Source organism: Asticcacaulis sp. (assembly GCF_051954415.1).
Lineage (GTDB): Bacteria > Pseudomonadota > Alphaproteobacteria > Caulobacterales > Caulobacteraceae > Asticcacaulis.
In genome coordinates this window covers 71704-86600 of record NZ_JBQCHT010000002.1, presented here as the reverse complement: position 1 = coordinate 86600, position 14897 = coordinate 71704, and the positions used below count along the sequence as shown (strand labels likewise).

Annotated in this window: 14 protein-coding genes and 1 riboswitch; of the genes, 7 read left to right on the top strand and 7 right to left on the bottom strand. The window is 61.6% G+C overall.

The annotated features are described in order from the left end of the window. Positions 1 to 42: 42 nt before the first annotated feature. Complete coding sequence (locus ACTHND_RS00435; protein WP_440175236.1) at positions 43 to 1197, bottom strand: HlyD family efflux transporter periplasmic adaptor subunit; 1155 nt, start codon at positions 1195 to 1197, stop codon at positions 43 to 45. 23 nt (positions 1198 to 1220) lie between these two features. Beyond that, entirely contained in the window at positions 1221 to 2669 is a 1449-nt protein-coding gene (locus ACTHND_RS00430; RefSeq protein ID WP_440175235.1) for an efflux transporter outer membrane subunit, read from the bottom strand. A gap of 178 nt (positions 2670 to 2847) precedes the next feature. Here ACTHND_RS00430 and ACTHND_RS00425 point away from each other — a divergent pair, with 178 nt between their 5' ends. Continuing rightward, positions 2848 to 3450, top strand: coding sequence for a TetR/AcrR family transcriptional regulator (locus ACTHND_RS00425; RefSeq protein WP_440175234.1), 603 nt, complete (start codon positions 2848 to 2850; stop codon positions 3448 to 3450). On the opposite strand, the gene ACTHND_RS00420 is transcribed toward ACTHND_RS00425, so the two are convergent. Further along, entirely contained in the window at positions 3440 to 4981 is a 1542-nt protein-coding gene (locus ACTHND_RS00420) for an amino acid ABC transporter ATP-binding/permease protein (RefSeq protein WP_440175233.1), read from the bottom strand. The two genes, ACTHND_RS00425 and ACTHND_RS00420, sit on opposite strands and share 11 nt — an antisense overlap. Continuing rightward, the gene (locus tag ACTHND_RS00415; RefSeq protein ID WP_440175232.1) at positions 4978 to 6525 is read right to left on the bottom strand and encodes an ABC transporter ATP-binding protein/permease; all 1548 of its coding nucleotides are present in this window, start codon (positions 6523 to 6525) and stop codon (positions 4978 to 4980) included. The genes ACTHND_RS00420 and ACTHND_RS00415 overlap by 4 nt, the downstream gene beginning before the upstream one ends. 252 nt (positions 6526 to 6777) lie before the next feature. On the opposite strand from ACTHND_RS00415, the gene ACTHND_RS00410 reads away from it, so the two are divergent. Genes ACTHND_RS00410 through cydX form a run of 3 tightly spaced genes read left to right on the top strand, consistent with a single transcriptional unit; the run spans position 6778 to position 9739 of the window. Beyond that, positions 6778 to 8370, top strand: coding sequence for a cytochrome ubiquinol oxidase subunit I (locus ACTHND_RS00410; RefSeq protein ID WP_440175230.1), 1593 nt, complete (start codon positions 6778 to 6780; stop codon positions 8368 to 8370). Between the two features lie 28 nt (positions 8371 to 8398). Beyond that, positions 8399 to 9559: a cytochrome d ubiquinol oxidase subunit II gene (gene cydB / locus ACTHND_RS00405; RefSeq protein WP_440175228.1), complete on the top strand. Its 1161-nt coding sequence runs from the start codon at positions 8399 to 8401 to the stop codon at positions 9557 to 9559. Positions 9560 to 9616: 57 nt separating this feature from the next. Further along, positions 9617 to 9739, top strand: coding sequence for a cytochrome bd-I oxidase subunit CydX (gene cydX, locus ACTHND_RS00400; protein ID WP_090644987.1), 123 nt, complete (start codon positions 9617 to 9619; stop codon positions 9737 to 9739). Between the two features lie 70 nt (positions 9740 to 9809). On the opposite strand, the gene ACTHND_RS00395 is transcribed toward cydX, so the two are convergent. Further along, positions 9810 to 10976 carry an SDR family NAD(P)-dependent oxidoreductase gene (locus ACTHND_RS00395; RefSeq protein WP_440175227.1) on the bottom strand — a complete coding sequence of 389 codons (1167 nt, stop codon included), beginning with the start codon at positions 10974 to 10976 and terminating at the stop codon, positions 9810 to 9812. A gap of 129 nt (positions 10977 to 11105) precedes the next feature. On the opposite strand from ACTHND_RS00395, the gene ACTHND_RS00390 reads away from it, so the two are divergent. The 3 genes from ACTHND_RS00390 to moaC are packed head-to-tail and all read left to right on the top strand — an operon-like array spanning position 11106 to position 12291. Next, a complete protein-coding gene (locus tag ACTHND_RS00390; RefSeq protein ID WP_440175226.1) occupies positions 11106 to 11336 on the top strand; it encodes a MoaD/ThiS family protein in 231 nt (76 codons plus the stop codon). Between the two features lie 2 nt (positions 11337 to 11338). Continuing rightward, entirely contained in the window at positions 11339 to 11812 is a 474-nt protein-coding gene (locus ACTHND_RS00385) for a molybdenum cofactor biosynthesis protein MoaE (RefSeq protein ID WP_440175224.1), read from the top strand. After that, positions 11809 to 12291 carry a cyclic pyranopterin monophosphate synthase MoaC gene (gene moaC, locus ACTHND_RS00380; protein ID WP_440175223.1) on the top strand — a complete coding sequence of 161 codons (483 nt, stop codon included), beginning with the start codon at positions 11809 to 11811 and terminating at the stop codon, positions 12289 to 12291. Before ACTHND_RS00385 ends, moaC begins: the two co-directional genes overlap by 4 nt. A 38-nt stretch (positions 12292 to 12329) precedes the next feature. Here the strand turns inward: moaC and ACTHND_RS00375 are convergent, their stop codons facing one another. Beyond that, complete coding sequence (locus ACTHND_RS00375) at positions 12330 to 14192, bottom strand: TonB-dependent receptor plug domain-containing protein (protein WP_440175221.1); 1863 nt, start codon at positions 14190 to 14192, stop codon at positions 12330 to 12332. Between the two features lie 179 nt (positions 14193 to 14371). Then, positions 14372 to 14560, bottom strand: a riboswitch (cobalamin riboswitch). Positions 14561 to 14600: 40 nt separating this feature from the next. Further along, positions 14601 to 14885, bottom strand: coding sequence for a BolA family protein (locus ACTHND_RS00370; RefSeq protein ID WP_440175219.1), 285 nt, complete (start codon positions 14883 to 14885; stop codon positions 14601 to 14603). Positions 14886 to 14897: the final 12 nt, after the last annotated feature.

Below are 14897 nucleotides of genomic sequence, written 5' to 3'. Positions count from 1 at the left end.
ACCCCGCGTCCCAGGGGGAGAAGAAACGCGGGGCCAGGAAAGTCAGTTCTTGGTATCGATCTTTGCGCTCATCGAAAGCCCGACCCGCAAAGGGTGCGCCTTCAACTCCTTCGGGTCGAGGTCGATGCGGACGGGCAGGCGCTGGACCACCTTGATCCAGTTGCCAGAGGCATTCTGGGCCGGGATCAATGAGAAGGCCGAACCGGTGCCGCCGGAAATGCCGCGGACAGTGCCGTGGAAAACCACGCCCTTGCCATAGAGGTCAGAGTGCAGTTCCACAGCCTGACCGGGGATGACCTTGCGCAACTGGCCTTCCTTGAAATTGGCGTCGACATAGGCGCGGGCGATCGGCACCACGGTCATCAGCGGGGTACCAACGGCGACCTGCTGGCCGACCTGAACGGCCTTTTTGGAAACGATGCCATCGGTGGGCGCGCGGACAATGGTGCGCTCCAGGGCCAGATTGGCGGCGTCGAGTTTCGCCTGCGCGGCCAGGACTTCCGGGTTTTGCGCGGCATCGACACCGGCGAACTGGGCGGCATTGGTGGCGCGCTGGCCGCTGGCGGCCTGAACACCGGCCAGGGCCTGAGCGCGTGCCGCCTGGGCCGCATTCAGCGCGGCCTGAGCCTGGGTGAAGGCGTTCTGCGCCGTGGTCAGTTCTTCCTGCGATACCGCGCCCGATTGTGCCAGGTTCTGGCGGCGGGTCAGTTCGGTTTTGGCATTGCTGAGATTGGCCTGGGCGGCGGCGATCTGGGCGTCGGCACTGGCGACATCGGCCTGGCGGGCGCCCAACTGGCCGGCCAGGGCCTCATCACTGGCATAATAGCCCTGAACGTGACGCTGGGCCTGGGCCAGTGCCGCCTGAGCCTGGGCAACGGCGATTTTCGCGTCGGAGTCATCGATGGTCAGAAGCACATCGCCGGCTTTTACCATCTGGGTTTCGGAAACGGCGATGCTGGCCACCGGACCGGCGACCAGCGCGTTGACCTGGGCCGTATCGGTGCCGACATAGGCATTGTCGGTCGAGACATAATGTGAGGCGACGAGGCCATAATAGGCGCCGTAGGCGACGGCGCCGACAGCGACGGCAATGCCGAGATAGGTGAGCAGGCGCTTGCGTTTGGCATTGCTGGCGGCTTGCGAGGAGGCGATGGGGGCAGACTGAATTTTATCAGCCGTTTGTGCGGTATCGGGCATGTGCGGATCTCTGTGTTAAGAGCTTAATTTTGGGCAATATTTTGGATGTTGTAAGTCCCGCCCAGCGACTTGATCAGGGCGATATCGAGCGTCATGGCGCGGCTACGCAGGTCGGCCACCGTGCGGCGCTGGCTGATCAGGCTTTGCTCGGCCACCAGCAGGGAGGTGTAGTCGGACAGGCCGCCATCATAACGCAGCTTGCTGAGGCGGTACGCCTCTTCATAGGCCGTCAGGGCCTGTTCGGAATTATCGAGCCGGGCCTGTAGCGCCTTCTGGCTGGAAAGCGTGTCGGCCACCTGCTGCATGGCTTGCAGCACATCCTGATTATAGGCCGCGATAGCCAGGGCGTGTTCGCTTTCGGCCGATTTGAGATTGGCCTTCAGCGCGCCGCCATCAAACAGGGGCAGGCTGAGCGCCGGGCCGACCTGGCCGATATCGGAGCCGGATGAGAACAGCTTATCGAGCCCCAGCGACTGGAAGCCGGCAAAGGCGGCGATATTGATATTGGGATAGAAGGCGGCGTGGGCCTGTTTGATATGGGCCGAAGCCGCTTCGGCGCGCCAGCGGGCAGCGATAATATCCGGGCGGCGGCCGATCAGGTCGAGATTGACCTGGGCGGGCACGTTGCCGAAAGCCTGGGTGTCCAGCCCCAGGGCCGGGCGCTCCAGCGTATTGGCGAAGTCGGGTGAGGCACCGGTCAGCATGGCGATCAGGTGCTTGTTGAGTTCGATCTGTTCGTCCAGCGCGGCCAGGTCGGCACGGGCGGCGAAGACACCCGCCTGCGCCTGGGCATCCTGCGCCTTATTGCTGACGCCGTTATTGAGCTTGTCCTGCACCAGTTTGGCGCTGTCGCTGCGGATGCCGACGGCGCGCTCGGCCAGGTCGCGTTCCTGGTAGAGGCGGTCGAGATCGATATAGGCGGTGGCGATGGCGGTGGAGAGCACCAGGCGGGCCTGCGCTGCATCGGCGGCCGCGGCTTGCTCAGCGGAACTGGCGGCGGCGATGGCGGCGCGGTTGCGGCCCCAGAAATCAAGTTCCCAGTTGAAGCTCAGGGTCGTCTGGCCGTAATCGGTATAGCCTTGCGGGATATAGGCTTTCGGGAAAAGGTAGTTATAGCTCTGCTTCGCTTCGTAAGCCGTGGCATCAAGGCCGACCTGCGGGCGATTCGCGGCGCGGTACTGCGAAACGGCGGCCTGGGCCTGGTTGAGGCGAGCTTCGGCCATGGCCAGCGACGGTGAATTGTTGAGGGCCTGGGTCATCAGGCGCTGCAACTGCGGATCGCCGAGGCTCTTCCACCACATCTGCTCGCTTATCGTATTGATGGGGTTGACCTTCCTGGCCTGACTGGGCTCAGATGCGAAAGGCGCGCTTTGCGGCAGGGTGGTACATCCACTCAAGGCCGTAGCGGCCAGAAGGGCTGCGACAAAAAGACGGCGGCGCGGCATTTGGGCGGAGGGCGTGTTATGTGTCATATTATTAAGTCTCATAAGGGCGGACTCTTGAAACAACCGTACGGTATGGTCATTTGTGCTGGACATATAGTCCGGTACGATGTATCTGTCAACTGACCATACCGTACGGTTTAGGAATTATTTTGCGATGCAGAACGAAAAAGTACAAGAGTTGAAAACCTGCGAATCCAAAGGGCGCATGAGCAGCGAAGACCGCCGCGAAGCCATCCTCGACGTGGCGACGGATATCTTCCTGTCGGAAGGCTATGCCAGCGCCTCGATGTCGACCATCGCGGCGAAACTGGGCGGTTCCAAGGGCACCCTCTATAACTATTTCAAGAGCAAGGAAGAGCTGTTCGCTGCCTATGTGCAGCGCAGTTGCATCTTCCATCGTGGTGAGATCGCTGACCTGCTGCTGGAAGATGGCGACGCCCGCACCGTGCTGACCGCTTTCGCCAGGGGATATCTACGCGCCTTCACGGCGGAACCGGCCTTGCAGAACTGGCGTGTCATCTCCGCCGAAAGCCACAAGTCGCCGGAAATCGGCCGGCTGTTCTATGAAAGCGGTCCGCTCGCCGGTGCGCGCATCCTGGCGGCCTATATTGAAAAAGCCGTGGCGCGCGGCGCCCTGGTCGTGCCGGATATCATGGTGGCCGCGCATCATTTCACCTCGTTGATTCACGGTCGTATGATTAAGGCGCGCCTGCTCAACTATATTCCGGCCCCGACCGATGCAGAGATCGCCGCCGAGGTCGAGGCCGCGATGTTTGTCTTCTTCGCCGCCTACGGCCCTAAAGACTGACCACCTGATCGGACAGGACGCGCGGGCCTTCGCGGTGGCTGATCAGGATCAGGCCCTGTGAGCGTTCTGCCAGCCGTTGCGCCAGGTTTTTGACCACCCGCGCTTCGGTGGCGAGATCAAGCCCTTCGGTCGGTTCGTCCAGTACCAGGATCGGTGCCTCCCGCATCAAGGCGCGGGCCAGGGCCAGGCGCTTGCGTTCGCCGCCGGAAAGCGTCACTCCGCCATCGCCAATCCAGGTATCGAGTTCTTTCGGCAGGGCCATTACCCGATCCTTCAGGCAGGCGGTATCAAGCGCTTCCAGCATCTTCTGTTCCTGATTGACGCGGCTCAGGGCCTTCAATGCGGCGTCACTGATTGCCATCAACAGGTTTTCGCGGATCGTGCCGGTCAGCAGGGTGGCATCCTGCGGGCAGTGCGAGAACAGGCCGGGCGTGCCGCTTGCGCCTCTCAGGCCGATCAGGGTTTCAATGGCGCGCGTCTTGCCGCTGCCGGAAGGGCCGTCGATACGCAGGCGTAAGGTGCGGTCTGGCGTAAAGGTCTGGCCGCCTATGGAAACGCTTGCCTGAGTATCGGTTCTTTCCACCAGCGGCTGATCGTGGATTTCCGCCAGCCGGGCGTGTGCCTGATCGATGCCAGGCTTCTGGCTCAGGGCGCGTGTCAGGATCGTGGCCGATTCAAAGCCCATGCTGCCGGCCAGCAGCGCCAGCGCCATATGGGCGAGGGGCTGGCCCAGACTGGCCATGGCGATGCTCGCCAGGCACAGGCCGGTCAGGGCCGTGGTGGCTGCATTGCTGACGGCTTCCCGGCCAACCGTATCGGTTTTGGCGGCGAACAGTTTTGCTTCCAAATCCTGCAATTCGGCTAAAAGCGCAGCGCCCAGGTCATAGGCGCGAATATCCGGCAGCAGCGCCATCAGCGAGAAAAACCGCGCCTTGAGATCGCCCATGGCGGCCGCTTCGGACAGGTCATCGGCCGGGCGGCGGTGGATGTAGAGACTTGCGGCCACGGCGCAGGTTATAAAAATCAGCAGGACCAGTGCGGCCCACGGCGAGGCGATGGCCGTCAATACGAGCGCCGTTAGGATGCCCGCGCCGCCGGCCCAGGGGGCGCTGCGCATGACCAGCGCGTTTTCGAGCGTGGCCACGTCCTGGATGAAGCGGCTGGAGGCGTCTCCCCGGCTTAAGCGTAGGGTATTTTGCGGATCACTGGTCAGCACGCGGCCGAGCAGGGCAGGGCGCAACTCAGCCATGGCGCGCAGGGCCGCCGAATGGCCGGTATAGCGTTCCCCATAGCGCAGCACGGTGCGGGCGATGGCGAAGAAACGAATGGCCGCACTCGGCAGCAGGTAGTTGAAACCCTGCGCGGCCAGAACGCCGGCGGCCCCTGCCACCGCCGCGCCGGTCAGGAACCAGCCGGAAATCCCCAGCAGCATGACGGCGGAGACGCTGACCCCGGCGGCGAAGACGGCGGTCAGGAACAGGCGCGTGCCGAACCGGTCAATCAGCTTTTTGAAATAGTCATCAAAGCTCATGACAGGTCCACCACCCGATCGGCCAGGGCGCATAGCTTTGGCGAATGACTGGAAAGGATCACGGTCCGGCCCCTGAAGAGCGCCGGCAATTGCGTGATCAGGTCGGCTTCCGCTTTTGCATCCAGATCGGCCGTCGGTTCATCGAGCAGCAGGATCGGCGCATCCTTCAGCCAGGCGCGTGCCAGGCCGATGCGCCGCCGTTCACCGCCCGAAAGACCGGAGCCGCGTTCATTGAGAGAGCCGGTGCGTTTTTCAGCCACGGCTTCAAGTCCGAACAATTCAAGCGCCTGCCTTACCTGATCATCGCTGGCGGAGCGGTTGGCGACGCGGAGATTGTCGGCCAGGGGGGCAGCCAGGATCGGCGGTGCCTGCGAGACCCAGGCGATGCTTTCGCCGATATCGGTGAGTGGCTGGCCATCGATCGTGACCGTGCCGGCGACCAGATGACCTTGAGCCAGCAGCAAGCGCAGCAGCGTGGTTTTCCCCGAGCCTGTCGGCCCCTTGAGGGCGATAATTTGTCCTGGCGCGGCGGTGAAGCTGACGGGGCCGATGCGAAAGCCGGGATCATCGGTAAAGCCGCAGACGACCGCATGATAGCGGATTTCCGGTGCGGCGGTCAGGCGCGCGGCAGGTGTGCTTTCAGCCTGGACTTCAATCGCCATCAGCCTCTGAGTTGCCGCCATCGCGGCTTGCTGGTCGTGGTAGGCGGCGGCCAGGCGGCGCATGGGGGCATAGACTTCCGGCGCCAGGGCCAGGACGAAAAAGGCCGAGGCGAAGGTCAGGGTTTCCGGCACCTTGAAGGGCAGTTCGCCCAGCAGGTAAAAGCCGCAATAGATGGCGATCAGCGCTACGCTGAGCGCGCTGAAAAATTCCAGCACGGCCGAGGTGACGAAGGCAATCTTAAGGACGCTGAGCGTCCGTTCGGCAACCTCATGGGCGGCGCGGCCGACGGTGCGTACCTGCCTGGGGCCGGCCTCGAAGCTCAGGATCAGCGGCAGGGCCCGAATGCGGTCGACAAACAGGTTGGACAGGCGCGACAGGGCGTCGAGTTGGCGCTTCGATTCCCCGGCGCTGGTCAGGCCGAGAACAGCCATCATTGCGACAAACGGTAGCAGGGTCAGCAGAAGTATGCCGGCGCTGACCGGGCTGGCCAGGGCCGTCAGGGCGATAAAAATCAGTGGCAGGAGGCGCGCCTGGAAGTCGCTCTGGCGGAAACGGGCGTAATAGCCTTCCAGCGCTTCTGTGTCCTCGAACAGGGCATTCAGCCGGGCCTGATGGCGGCCGGAATCGATATGGCCGCCGAGCGCTTTCGCCATGATGTCGAGCCTTATAGCGCGGATGATCCGTCGTGCCGACTGCATGGCAAGCTTCTGATTTACAAGGCTTAAAATAGCGCGTGCGGCGAGGGAGACAACGGTCACGACCAGCGGAAGGGCGAGGTTGCCAAGGCTGGCAGCCTTGCCGAACAGGTCGCTGATCATGTGGCTCAGGCCCCAGGCGAAGCCGGCGATGCAGGCGCCTTCCAGCAGGCCCAAGCCGTGCATGAGACGTAAAGGGCCGGCGTCCGCTTGCCCCCAATTGCGCAATTGCCGGCGAAAAAGCTTCGCAGAGCTTTCTGCGGGAGGTGCGGCATCCGGGTGCGACATCTTGGTTATTGTGCGGCGCAAGAATAAGCCTTAAAGTTTATATGGGTTTAGCAATGCTTCTTCTCCCAAAGGTTGAAATTAAGCGTTGCTAAGGGCTGTTTTTAGGTGTCTTCTCACCGGAGACGCGAAGTTTATTGGGGAGAAGTCTTTATGGACCTCAGTACCGTAGAACTCTCAAGGCTGCAATTCGCCTTGACCGCTATGTACCACTTTCTATTTGTGCCGCTGACCCTGGGTCTCAGCTTCATGCTGGTGATCATGGAAAGCGTCTATGTCCTTACGCGCAAGGAGGTCTGGCGCACCATAACGCGCTTCTGGGGGCTTTTGTTCGGCATCAACTTCGTCCTGGGTGTGGCAACGGGTCTCACCATGGAATTCGAGTTCGGCATGAACTGGTCCTACTATTCGCACTATGTCGGAGACATATTCGGCGCGCCGCTGGCGATCGAGGGGCTGATGGCCTTCTTCCTCGAAGCCACCTTCGTCGGGCTGATGTTCTTCGGCTGGGAAAAGCTCTCCCGGCCGGCGCACCTGCTGGTGACGTTTCTCGTGGCGCTCGGCACCAACCTGTCGGCGCTGTGGATCCTGATCGCCAATGGCTGGATGCAGCACCCCACGGGCGCCGAGTTCAATCCGGCCACCATGCGCATGGAGGTGACTAACTTCATCGATGTGCTGTTCAATCCGGTGGCCCAGGCCAAGTTCGTCCATACGGTCAGCGCCGGCTATGTGCTGGCGGCGGTTTTCGTGATGGGCGTTTCGGCCATCTATCTGTGGAACAATAAATGGACCAGCATCGCCAAGCGCTCCATGGCGGTGGCTGCGGCCTTCGGCCTGGCCTCTTCGCTGTCGGTCGTCGTGCTGGGGGATGAGTCGGGGTATGCCCTGACTGATAACCAGAAGATGAAGCTGGCGGCCCTGGAATCGATGTGGCACACCGAAAAGGCGCCCGCCGGGATTTCGGTCTTCGGCATTCCGAACGTCAAGGAACAGCGCACCGATTTCGACGTCAAGATTCCCTATGTGCTGGGCCTGATCGCCACGCGCAGTGTCGATACGCCGGTCGTCGGCATCCTCGACCTGACCGACAAGGCGGAAATGCGCATCCGTTCCGGCATCATCGCCTATGACGGTGTTGAAAAGCTGAAGGTCAATGCCGACGATATGGATGCCCGCGCGCTGTTCGAGGCGCACAAGGCTGACCTGGGCTATGCGCTCCTGCTCAAGAAGTATGTGTCCGATCCGCGTGTGGCGACCAATGAGATGATCGTCCAGGCTTCGCTCGACACCATTCCCAATGTGCCGGTGATGTTCTGGACCTTCCGCCTGATGGCCGGCCTGGGTTTCGCCTTCATCGCCCTGTTCGCCATTGCCTTCCTGATGGTGACCTTCGAGAAGCACAATAACCGCCTGTTCCTGCTGGCCTGCATGATCGCCATTCCCTTCCCGTGGATCGCCATCGAAGCCGGCTGGGTTTTGGCTGAAATCGGCCGTCAGCCCTGGGCGGTGGATGGCGTGCTGCCGACCTTCATGGGCGCCTCATCGCTCACCAAAGGGCAGATATGGGCGACCATCATAGGTTTCACCCTGGTCTATGCCATCATGGCGGTGATCGAGGTCAAGCTGATGATCCGCGCCATCAACAAGGGCCCGTATGAAAGCAAACTCGGCCGGATGCACGACGATCCCGAAGTCAGCGCCACGGACGATCCGTCGCTGCCTGTAATCGGTCCCGCTGAGTAATCCCCGCCTGAGCTAAAGGAATAAAGTTATGGAACTTCCTATCGACTACATGACCCTGAGGGTTATCTGGTGGGGCCTTGTCGGCGTGCTGCTGATCGGTTTCGCCATCATGGACGGCTTCGACATGGGCGTCGCGGCCCTGCTGCCCTTCGTCGCCAAAAACGACTCTGAGCGCCGCGCCGTCATCAATACGGTGGGCGCCACCTGGGAAGGCAACCAGGTGTGGTTCATCCTCGGCGGTGGTGCCGTCTTCGCCGCCTGGCCCTTTGTTTATGCCGTCAGCTTTTCCGGCTTTTATCTTGCCATGTTCCTGGTGCTGACGGCGCTGATCCTGCGCCCCGTCGGCTTCAAGTACCGCTCCAAGCGTCCGGGCAAGGCGTGGCGCCGCAATTGGGACTGGGCGCTGTTCGTCGGCGGTTTTGTGCCGGCCCTGGTCTTCGGCGTGGCGATGGGCAATGTTTTGCAAGGCGCTCCGTTCAGCCTGGATAGCGACCTGCGCGCCACGTACCACGATATGTTCCTGGGCGGTCTGCTGGGCCTTTTCACGCCGTTCACCCTGCTGTGTGGTCTTGTCTCCGCGGCCATGCTTGTCCTGCAGGGCTCGACCTGGCTCGGCCTCAAGCTGGAAAAGGGCATTGTCCGTGACCGGGCCCTGCGCTTTGGCTTCTCTGCCGCCCTGGCCGTGATCGTGTTGTTTGCCGCCGGTTATGTCTTTGTCCGCTTTTCCGGTCTTGGTTTCAGCGTCGTCGATGCCGTCAATCCGGCTGGCGCCTCCAACCCCACCCGTGCGGAAGTGGTGCCGATGGCTGGCGCCTGGCTGGCTAATTACGCCAAGTATCCGTGGATGTGGGCGGCACCTGCGCTCGGCTTTGTCGGTCCGGTGGTCGCCATCCTCGGCCAGCGCCTGCGCAGCGACTGGCTGGCCTTCGGTGGTTCGTCCCTGGCGATTGTCGGCATCATCGGCACGGTCGGTTGTTCGATGTTCCCGATCATCCTGCCGAGCACAGTGGATGCCCATTCCAGCCTGCTGGTCTGGACGGCTTCCAGCTCGCATCTGACCCTGTTCATCATGCTGCTGGTGACGCTGGTATTCCTGCCGATCGTGCTGCTGTACACCGCCTGGGTCTACAAGGTGTTGTTCGGCCGGATCAGCACGGAGCACCTGAAAACCAATCCCGATCTGTATTGAACCTCATGGGGGAAGCAAACCTTCCCCCATGTGCCCCCTTTGTGAAGGAGTTTCCTCATGTGGTATTTTTCATGGATATTGGGTGTCGGGCTGGCCGTCGCCGTCGGTATTCTCAACGGTATCTGGTATGAGTTTCACACCACTGATGATCCGGATGCCGAAGACCCGTACATTGAATAACGCATTTCAGGCGCGGTTTTCCCCCGCCGCACCTGACCCGGAGCCGGCCTGATCCGTCAGGCCGGCTTTTTTATTCCCGGAGCGAATTGACGAGATTAAACACCATGGTCTTGGCCTCATCATCGTGGCCGCCCTGGGCCAGGCCGTAAAGCGTCTGCATCACTTCTTCGGCGACCGGGGCGACATGCGCCTGGTTGACGACCTCGAAAATACCCGGAAGCAGCAGGCGGCGCACTTCATTGTCATCGACCAGTGCTTCCGTGATCTTCTCGCCTTCGCGCAGGCCGGTGAAGGTGATCTTGATGTCCTTCTCCGGGCGCAGGCCGTAAAGCTTGATCATACGGGTGGCGAGGTCGTGGATCTTCACCGGCGTGCCCATTTCCAGGATATAAAGCCCGGAATGTTCCGGCGTGCCGGCATTGGTCATGGCGGCGGTCAGCACCAGTTGCACCGCCTCGAAAATGGTCATGAAATAGCGTTCGACATCGCGGTCGGTGAGGGTGATCGGCCCGCCGCGTTCGATCTGCGACTTGAACAGCGGCACGACCGAACCGGTTGAGCCCAGCACATTGCCGAAACGCACGACGCACGCCTGGTGGGTATCTGAAATCTGCGTGCGGATCAGGTGCTCGGCCAGGCGTTTGGTGGCCCCCATCAGCGACGAGGGCGCCACGGCCTTGTCCGACGAGATCAGCACCAGTTGCTTGACGCCTGCGGCCTTGGCGGCATCGATGACATACTGCGTGCCCAGCACGTTGGTCAGTACGCTCTCAGACGGATTAAGCTCCACCATCGGCACATGTTTGAGCGCGGCGGCATGGAAGATAACGTCCGGCTTCTGCTGCGCCACCACGGCGGCGATCCGTTCCTTGCGCCGGACGCTGCACAGGAAGGGGCGGGCGCGTTCGCTGCCGGGAAATTCCAGCTTGATGGCGCGGTCGATTTCGTAGAGCGCCAGTTCCGAGTGATCGATCAGGCTGACATGGGCGGCGCCCAGGGCCAGCACCTGCTTGCAGATTTCAGAACCGATGGAGCCGCCGGCGCCGGTTACCAGTATGCGTTTACCAGCGTAGAAGTTTTTCAGGCCGTCCGTATCCAGCTTGACCTGCGGCCGGTGCAAAAGCACCTTGAAAGAGGCCGGATCGCTGGGTTCCGGCAGCGGCAGGGCGCCGTTCTTCTTTCCGAAAGCCGCCACGCGTGCCAGAAAACGTAGCAGTCGATAATTGGACAGACTCATGGATATTCCGGCAGGCTGGCGATAATTGGAGAACGTATTGAGCGTGTTATGATCTATTTAGCAAGGGCGAAGCGCCCGTGTAACGCTATTTTTTGCAACCGGACGCCACGGGTGGTGTAAAGACAGGAAATGATCGATATTCTCTTTTTTGGCCGTGTGGCGGATAGCCTTGGCAAGCGCCGTCTGGCGATGGCCCTGCCGCCGGAAGGTTTGAGCCTGTTTGCCCTGCGCCTGCGGCTTTTTGACGGCGAAGACGATGGACGGTTGCGCATGAGCGTCAATCAGGTAGTGGTGACGGAAGACCGGCCCCTGCATGATGGCGATGAGGTGGCCTTTTTCTCGGTATTTTCCGGAGGCTGATCATGGAAATGGAGATTCGCCTGTTGCCGGCGGGATTTGATCCGGCGGTGGTCCACAGCCATTTTCTGGCGCGTTTCGGCCGGCTCGGGGCTGTCACGGCCTTTACCGGCGTGGTGCGGGAAGCGGCAAAAGGGGCCCAAAAAGAAAACCAGGTCGATTATCTCTATCTCGACTGGTATCCCGGCATGACCGAGGCGTCGATCCAGGACATAGCCGATGCCGCGGCGGCGCGATTCGATATTCGCGCCCTCAGTATTCATCATCGCTGCGGCGAAGTGCTGGCCGGCGAGCCGGTGGTTTTCGTGGCGGCGGCCAGCGCGCACCGGCGGGCGGCCTTCGAAGCCGTGGACTATATGATGGATCGGCTGAAATCCGAAGCGGCCCTGTGGAAGCGCGAGGTCGGGCCGCAGACCGATCGCTGGGTGGAGCCGACGACAGGCGATGCCGATGACCTGAAACGCTGGAGTAAGAAATGAGTGACCTGTCCCATCTGGATCATGACGGCCGCGCCCGTATGGTCGATGTCTCTGATAAGGCGGTCACAGCACGGACGGCCATTGCGCGCGGGCGCCTGGTGTGCGCGGCGGAAACCGTCGCGCTGGTGCGTGAAAACCGGACGCCGAAAGGGGCGGTGATCTCGACCGCCGAACTGGCCGGGATCATGGCCGCCAAGCAGACCTCCAACCTGATCCCGCTCTGTCATCCTTTGGCGCTCAGCAAGGCGGCCGTGCGAATTGCCATCAATGACGGCCTGCCGGGCTTCGATATCGAGGCCGAGGTCCGCACCACAGGTCAGACCGGTGTGGAGATGGAGGCGCTGACGGCCGCCAGCATAGCTGCGCTCACGCTTTACGATATGCTCAAGGCGGTCGATAAGGCCATGCGGATCGAAGGCATCGAAGTCACCGCCAAGAGTGGCGGTAAATCTGACTGGCCGCAGACATCCACAATATAAAAAAAAGCGCGGAAGGCAGGCACCTTCCGCGCCAGGATTTAAAACAGCCTGGCTTGCAAACCGATCCAAAGCCTGCGTCCGGTCTGGCCATAGCCGCCGGCCGTCTGGTAATGGGTATCACCCGCATTTTCGACGCGACCGTAGAGGCTTAAGGCGTTATTGAGCGCATAGTCGGCGCGCAGATCGGCCAGGTCATAGGCTTTCAGCATCCCTGTAAAAGCCGTGTCGAGACCTTCACCGACATGGCGCAGGCCGAGGCCAAAATTCAGCTTGTCTGTGGCTGTCCAGGTCAGGTCGATACTGCCCATCTGGTCCGGGCGGCGCGGCAACAGGCCGCCATTGCCGTCACGGGCGTGCAGGAAGCTGTAATTGCCACGCAGATGTAAGGAATCGGTCAGGTCTTTTGACAGTTCCAGTTCGACGCCGCGGGTCTCAGTCCGGCCGATATTGCCGTAGCAGCCGTAGGGTTGATCGGAACGGCAGCCGCTGTAGACGAAGTCGATCTGATCGCGCACCGAACGCGTGAACAGGCTGACGCTGAACAGGCCGCCGTCAAAGCCGTAATCGAGGCCGCCATCGAGCGTGATGGACTTTTCTTCCATCAGCGAGGCCGTGCCGTAATCGCTGTAGAGCTGATACAGGCTGGGCACCTTGACGCCTTGGCCTGCGCTGGCATGGAAGCGTAAGCGATCGCCCAGCGGCGCATTGATGGTCACCTGGGCGATGTCATTACCGCCGAAGGACGAAGCATCGTCGTGACGAGCACTCAGGGCCACGTCGAGTGGGCCGAAATCATGCGTCACCTGGCCATAGACGCTGGAAAGCGTTGAAGCCGCTCTGAGCGGCACGGGATTGGGATCCCAACTCGCCGGATAGGCGACGCGCATGGTATCGCGTTCATAGCTCAGACCGCCGAGCAGGCGGGTGGCGTCGCTGAGGCGGTAGCTGATGTGATAGTCGGCCGCTTCGATATGGCCGTTGGCGACGAAATTCGGCGTATGGTCGGGGTTGTAATTGTTGCTGTCATTGTCAGTGACGCTGACTGACAGAACCTGTTCGCCTTTCGTGAAGCGATGGGTGAGGGCTATAACCGACAGGGTGGTGTCGTTCTTGCCGAAATCGCCGGTATCGGTAAAATCATAGGGCGGCTGAGGGTTATACCCATCGAAATCGGTGCGGCTGTGGCTGGTGGTTGAAAATGCCTGGAGGCTGAGGGCCTCATTTATGTCGTAACGCAGCTTTCCGTTCAGCGTGGTTTGGGTGAAGCCGTCTTTTTCGCTGCCGCCGGCGAAGGCCGAGACGCCTCGATCATTGTAGGTGCTGCCCGACAGGCGCCAGGTCAGGCCGCCCCGTTTGCCGCCGATGCCGGCGCGGGCCGAGCCATATTCATCGAAACCTTCCACGCGCAGATCGCCTTCGAGCGGTCGGGTCGGGGTGCGCGAGGTGAGGCTGACCACGCCGCCCATGGCGCCGGAGCCCCACAGGGTGGAGAGCGGCCCGCGCAGGACTTCGACACGCGACGCATCGTCCGTGCTGACCAGACCGAGATTGGTACCGCCGCCGACCTGCGACGGGTCATTCAGGCGCACGCCATCCAGCATGTAAAGCGTGTGATCGGCGCCGGCGCCACGGATCGAGGCCGTGGTGGCAGAGCCAGGGCCACCGTTGCGGGCTAGGCTAAGGTCGGTGGTCCGCGTCAGCAGGTCGGCCACGAACAACGACTGGTACGACTTGATGTCGGCGTCGGTCAGGACATCGACGCTCTGGCCGATTTTGGAAACCGGCAGGGTTTCGCGGGTGATGGAGACGATCACCTCGGTCGGGGCCTCGTCGGCTTGCGCGAAAACAGGCAGGGCCAACAGGGCGGTGGAGAGGATAAGGGCGGTTTTGCGATGACGCATCTAGCGGTCTTTCAGTCAGAAACGAAAGCCGTAAAACGCGCATGACGAAGCCCGCGCCGGTTACGGCTCACAACGTATCGTCTCTCGGTTTTTTCAGACGCCATCATGTTTATCCGAAAAGTGGCAATCCACTTTTCGGCATGAGGCTTGAACCGCTCGCGCTGCACTTCCCGGCCACGCAAAGGACGACAGCCAAGGCAGGTCTCCTGACTTGCGCCTCGAACGCGGACGACGTCTTCCCGGTAATGACCAGTGACATGTGTCGCTCGCTCGGCGCTTACAGTTGCGGGGACAGTCTGGGTATCGCACCCAATTCCCTATTATCCCGCGGGTTTGATGCGCGGGCACCATTGGCACGCCGCCGCACTAGGGTGTTTGGTGCTGTGCGTCAAGCCATTCGTCGCACAGTCAGTTCTGCGCCGCATATTCCGCCGGGGTCAGGGTTTGCAGCGAAAGGGCATGGACCGGACCTGCCAGTTCTTCCGCCAGGGTGGTATTGATCAGGCGCTGGCGGGCCACTCGGTTCAGCCCTTCGAAGCGCTCGGATACCACACGCACGGAAAAATGACTCTCGCCCCCTTCACGCGCGCCCGCATGTCCACTATGTTTGGCGCTGTCGTCATGAATCTCCAATTGCTGCGGGGCGAGAGCCTGGTTGAGCTTCGCCTTCAGGCGGTCGGCTATGATTCCCATATTCTGCCTCAC

Excerpts from the sequence above, each read along its gene's own strand:
- ACTHND_RS00395 (WP_440175227.1), bottom strand. The coding sequence starts at position 10,976 with ATGAGTCTGTCCAATTATCGACTGCTACGTTTTCTGGCACGCGTGGCG.
- ACTHND_RS00435 (WP_440175236.1), bottom strand. The coding sequence starts at position 1,197 with ATGCCCGATACCGCACAAACGGCTGATAAAATTCAGTCTGCCCCCATC.
- cydX (WP_090644987.1), top strand. The coding sequence starts at position 9,617 with ATGTGGTATTTTTCATGGATATTGGGTGTCGGGCTGGCCGTCGCCGTC.
- ACTHND_RS00390 (WP_440175226.1), top strand. The coding sequence starts at position 11,106 with ATGATCGATATTCTCTTTTTTGGCCGTGTGGCGGATAGCCTTGGCAAG.
- cydB (WP_440175228.1), top strand. The coding sequence starts at position 8,399 with ATGGAACTTCCTATCGACTACATGACCCTGAGGGTTATCTGGTGGGGC.
- ACTHND_RS00385 (WP_440175224.1), top strand. The coding sequence starts at position 11,339 with ATGGAAATGGAGATTCGCCTGTTGCCGGCGGGATTTGATCCGGCGGTG.
- ACTHND_RS00415 (WP_440175232.1), bottom strand. The coding sequence starts at position 6,525 with ATGCACGGCTTGGGCCTGCTGGAAGGCGCCTGCATCGCCGGCTTCGCC.
- ACTHND_RS00375 (WP_440175221.1), bottom strand. The coding sequence starts at position 14,192 with ATGCGTCATCGCAAAACCGCCCTTATCCTCTCCACCGCCCTGTTGGCC.
- ACTHND_RS00425 (WP_440175234.1), top strand. The coding sequence starts at position 2,848 with ATGAGCAGCGAAGACCGCCGCGAAGCCATCCTCGACGTGGCGACGGAT.
- ACTHND_RS00420 (WP_440175233.1), bottom strand. The coding sequence starts at position 4,981 with ATGAGCTTTGATGACTATTTCAAAAAGCTGATTGACCGGTTCGGCACG.
- ACTHND_RS00410 (WP_440175230.1), top strand. The coding sequence starts at position 6,778 with ATGGACCTCAGTACCGTAGAACTCTCAAGGCTGCAATTCGCCTTGACC.
- ACTHND_RS00370 (WP_440175219.1), bottom strand. The coding sequence starts at position 14,885 with ATGGGAATCATAGCCGACCGCCTGAAGGCGAAGCTCAACCAGGCTCTC.
- moaC (WP_440175223.1), top strand. The coding sequence starts at position 11,809 with ATGAGTGACCTGTCCCATCTGGATCATGACGGCCGCGCCCGTATGGTC.
- ACTHND_RS00430 (WP_440175235.1), bottom strand. The coding sequence starts at position 2,669 with ATGACACATAACACGCCCTCCGCCCAAATGCCGCGCCGCCGTCTTTTT.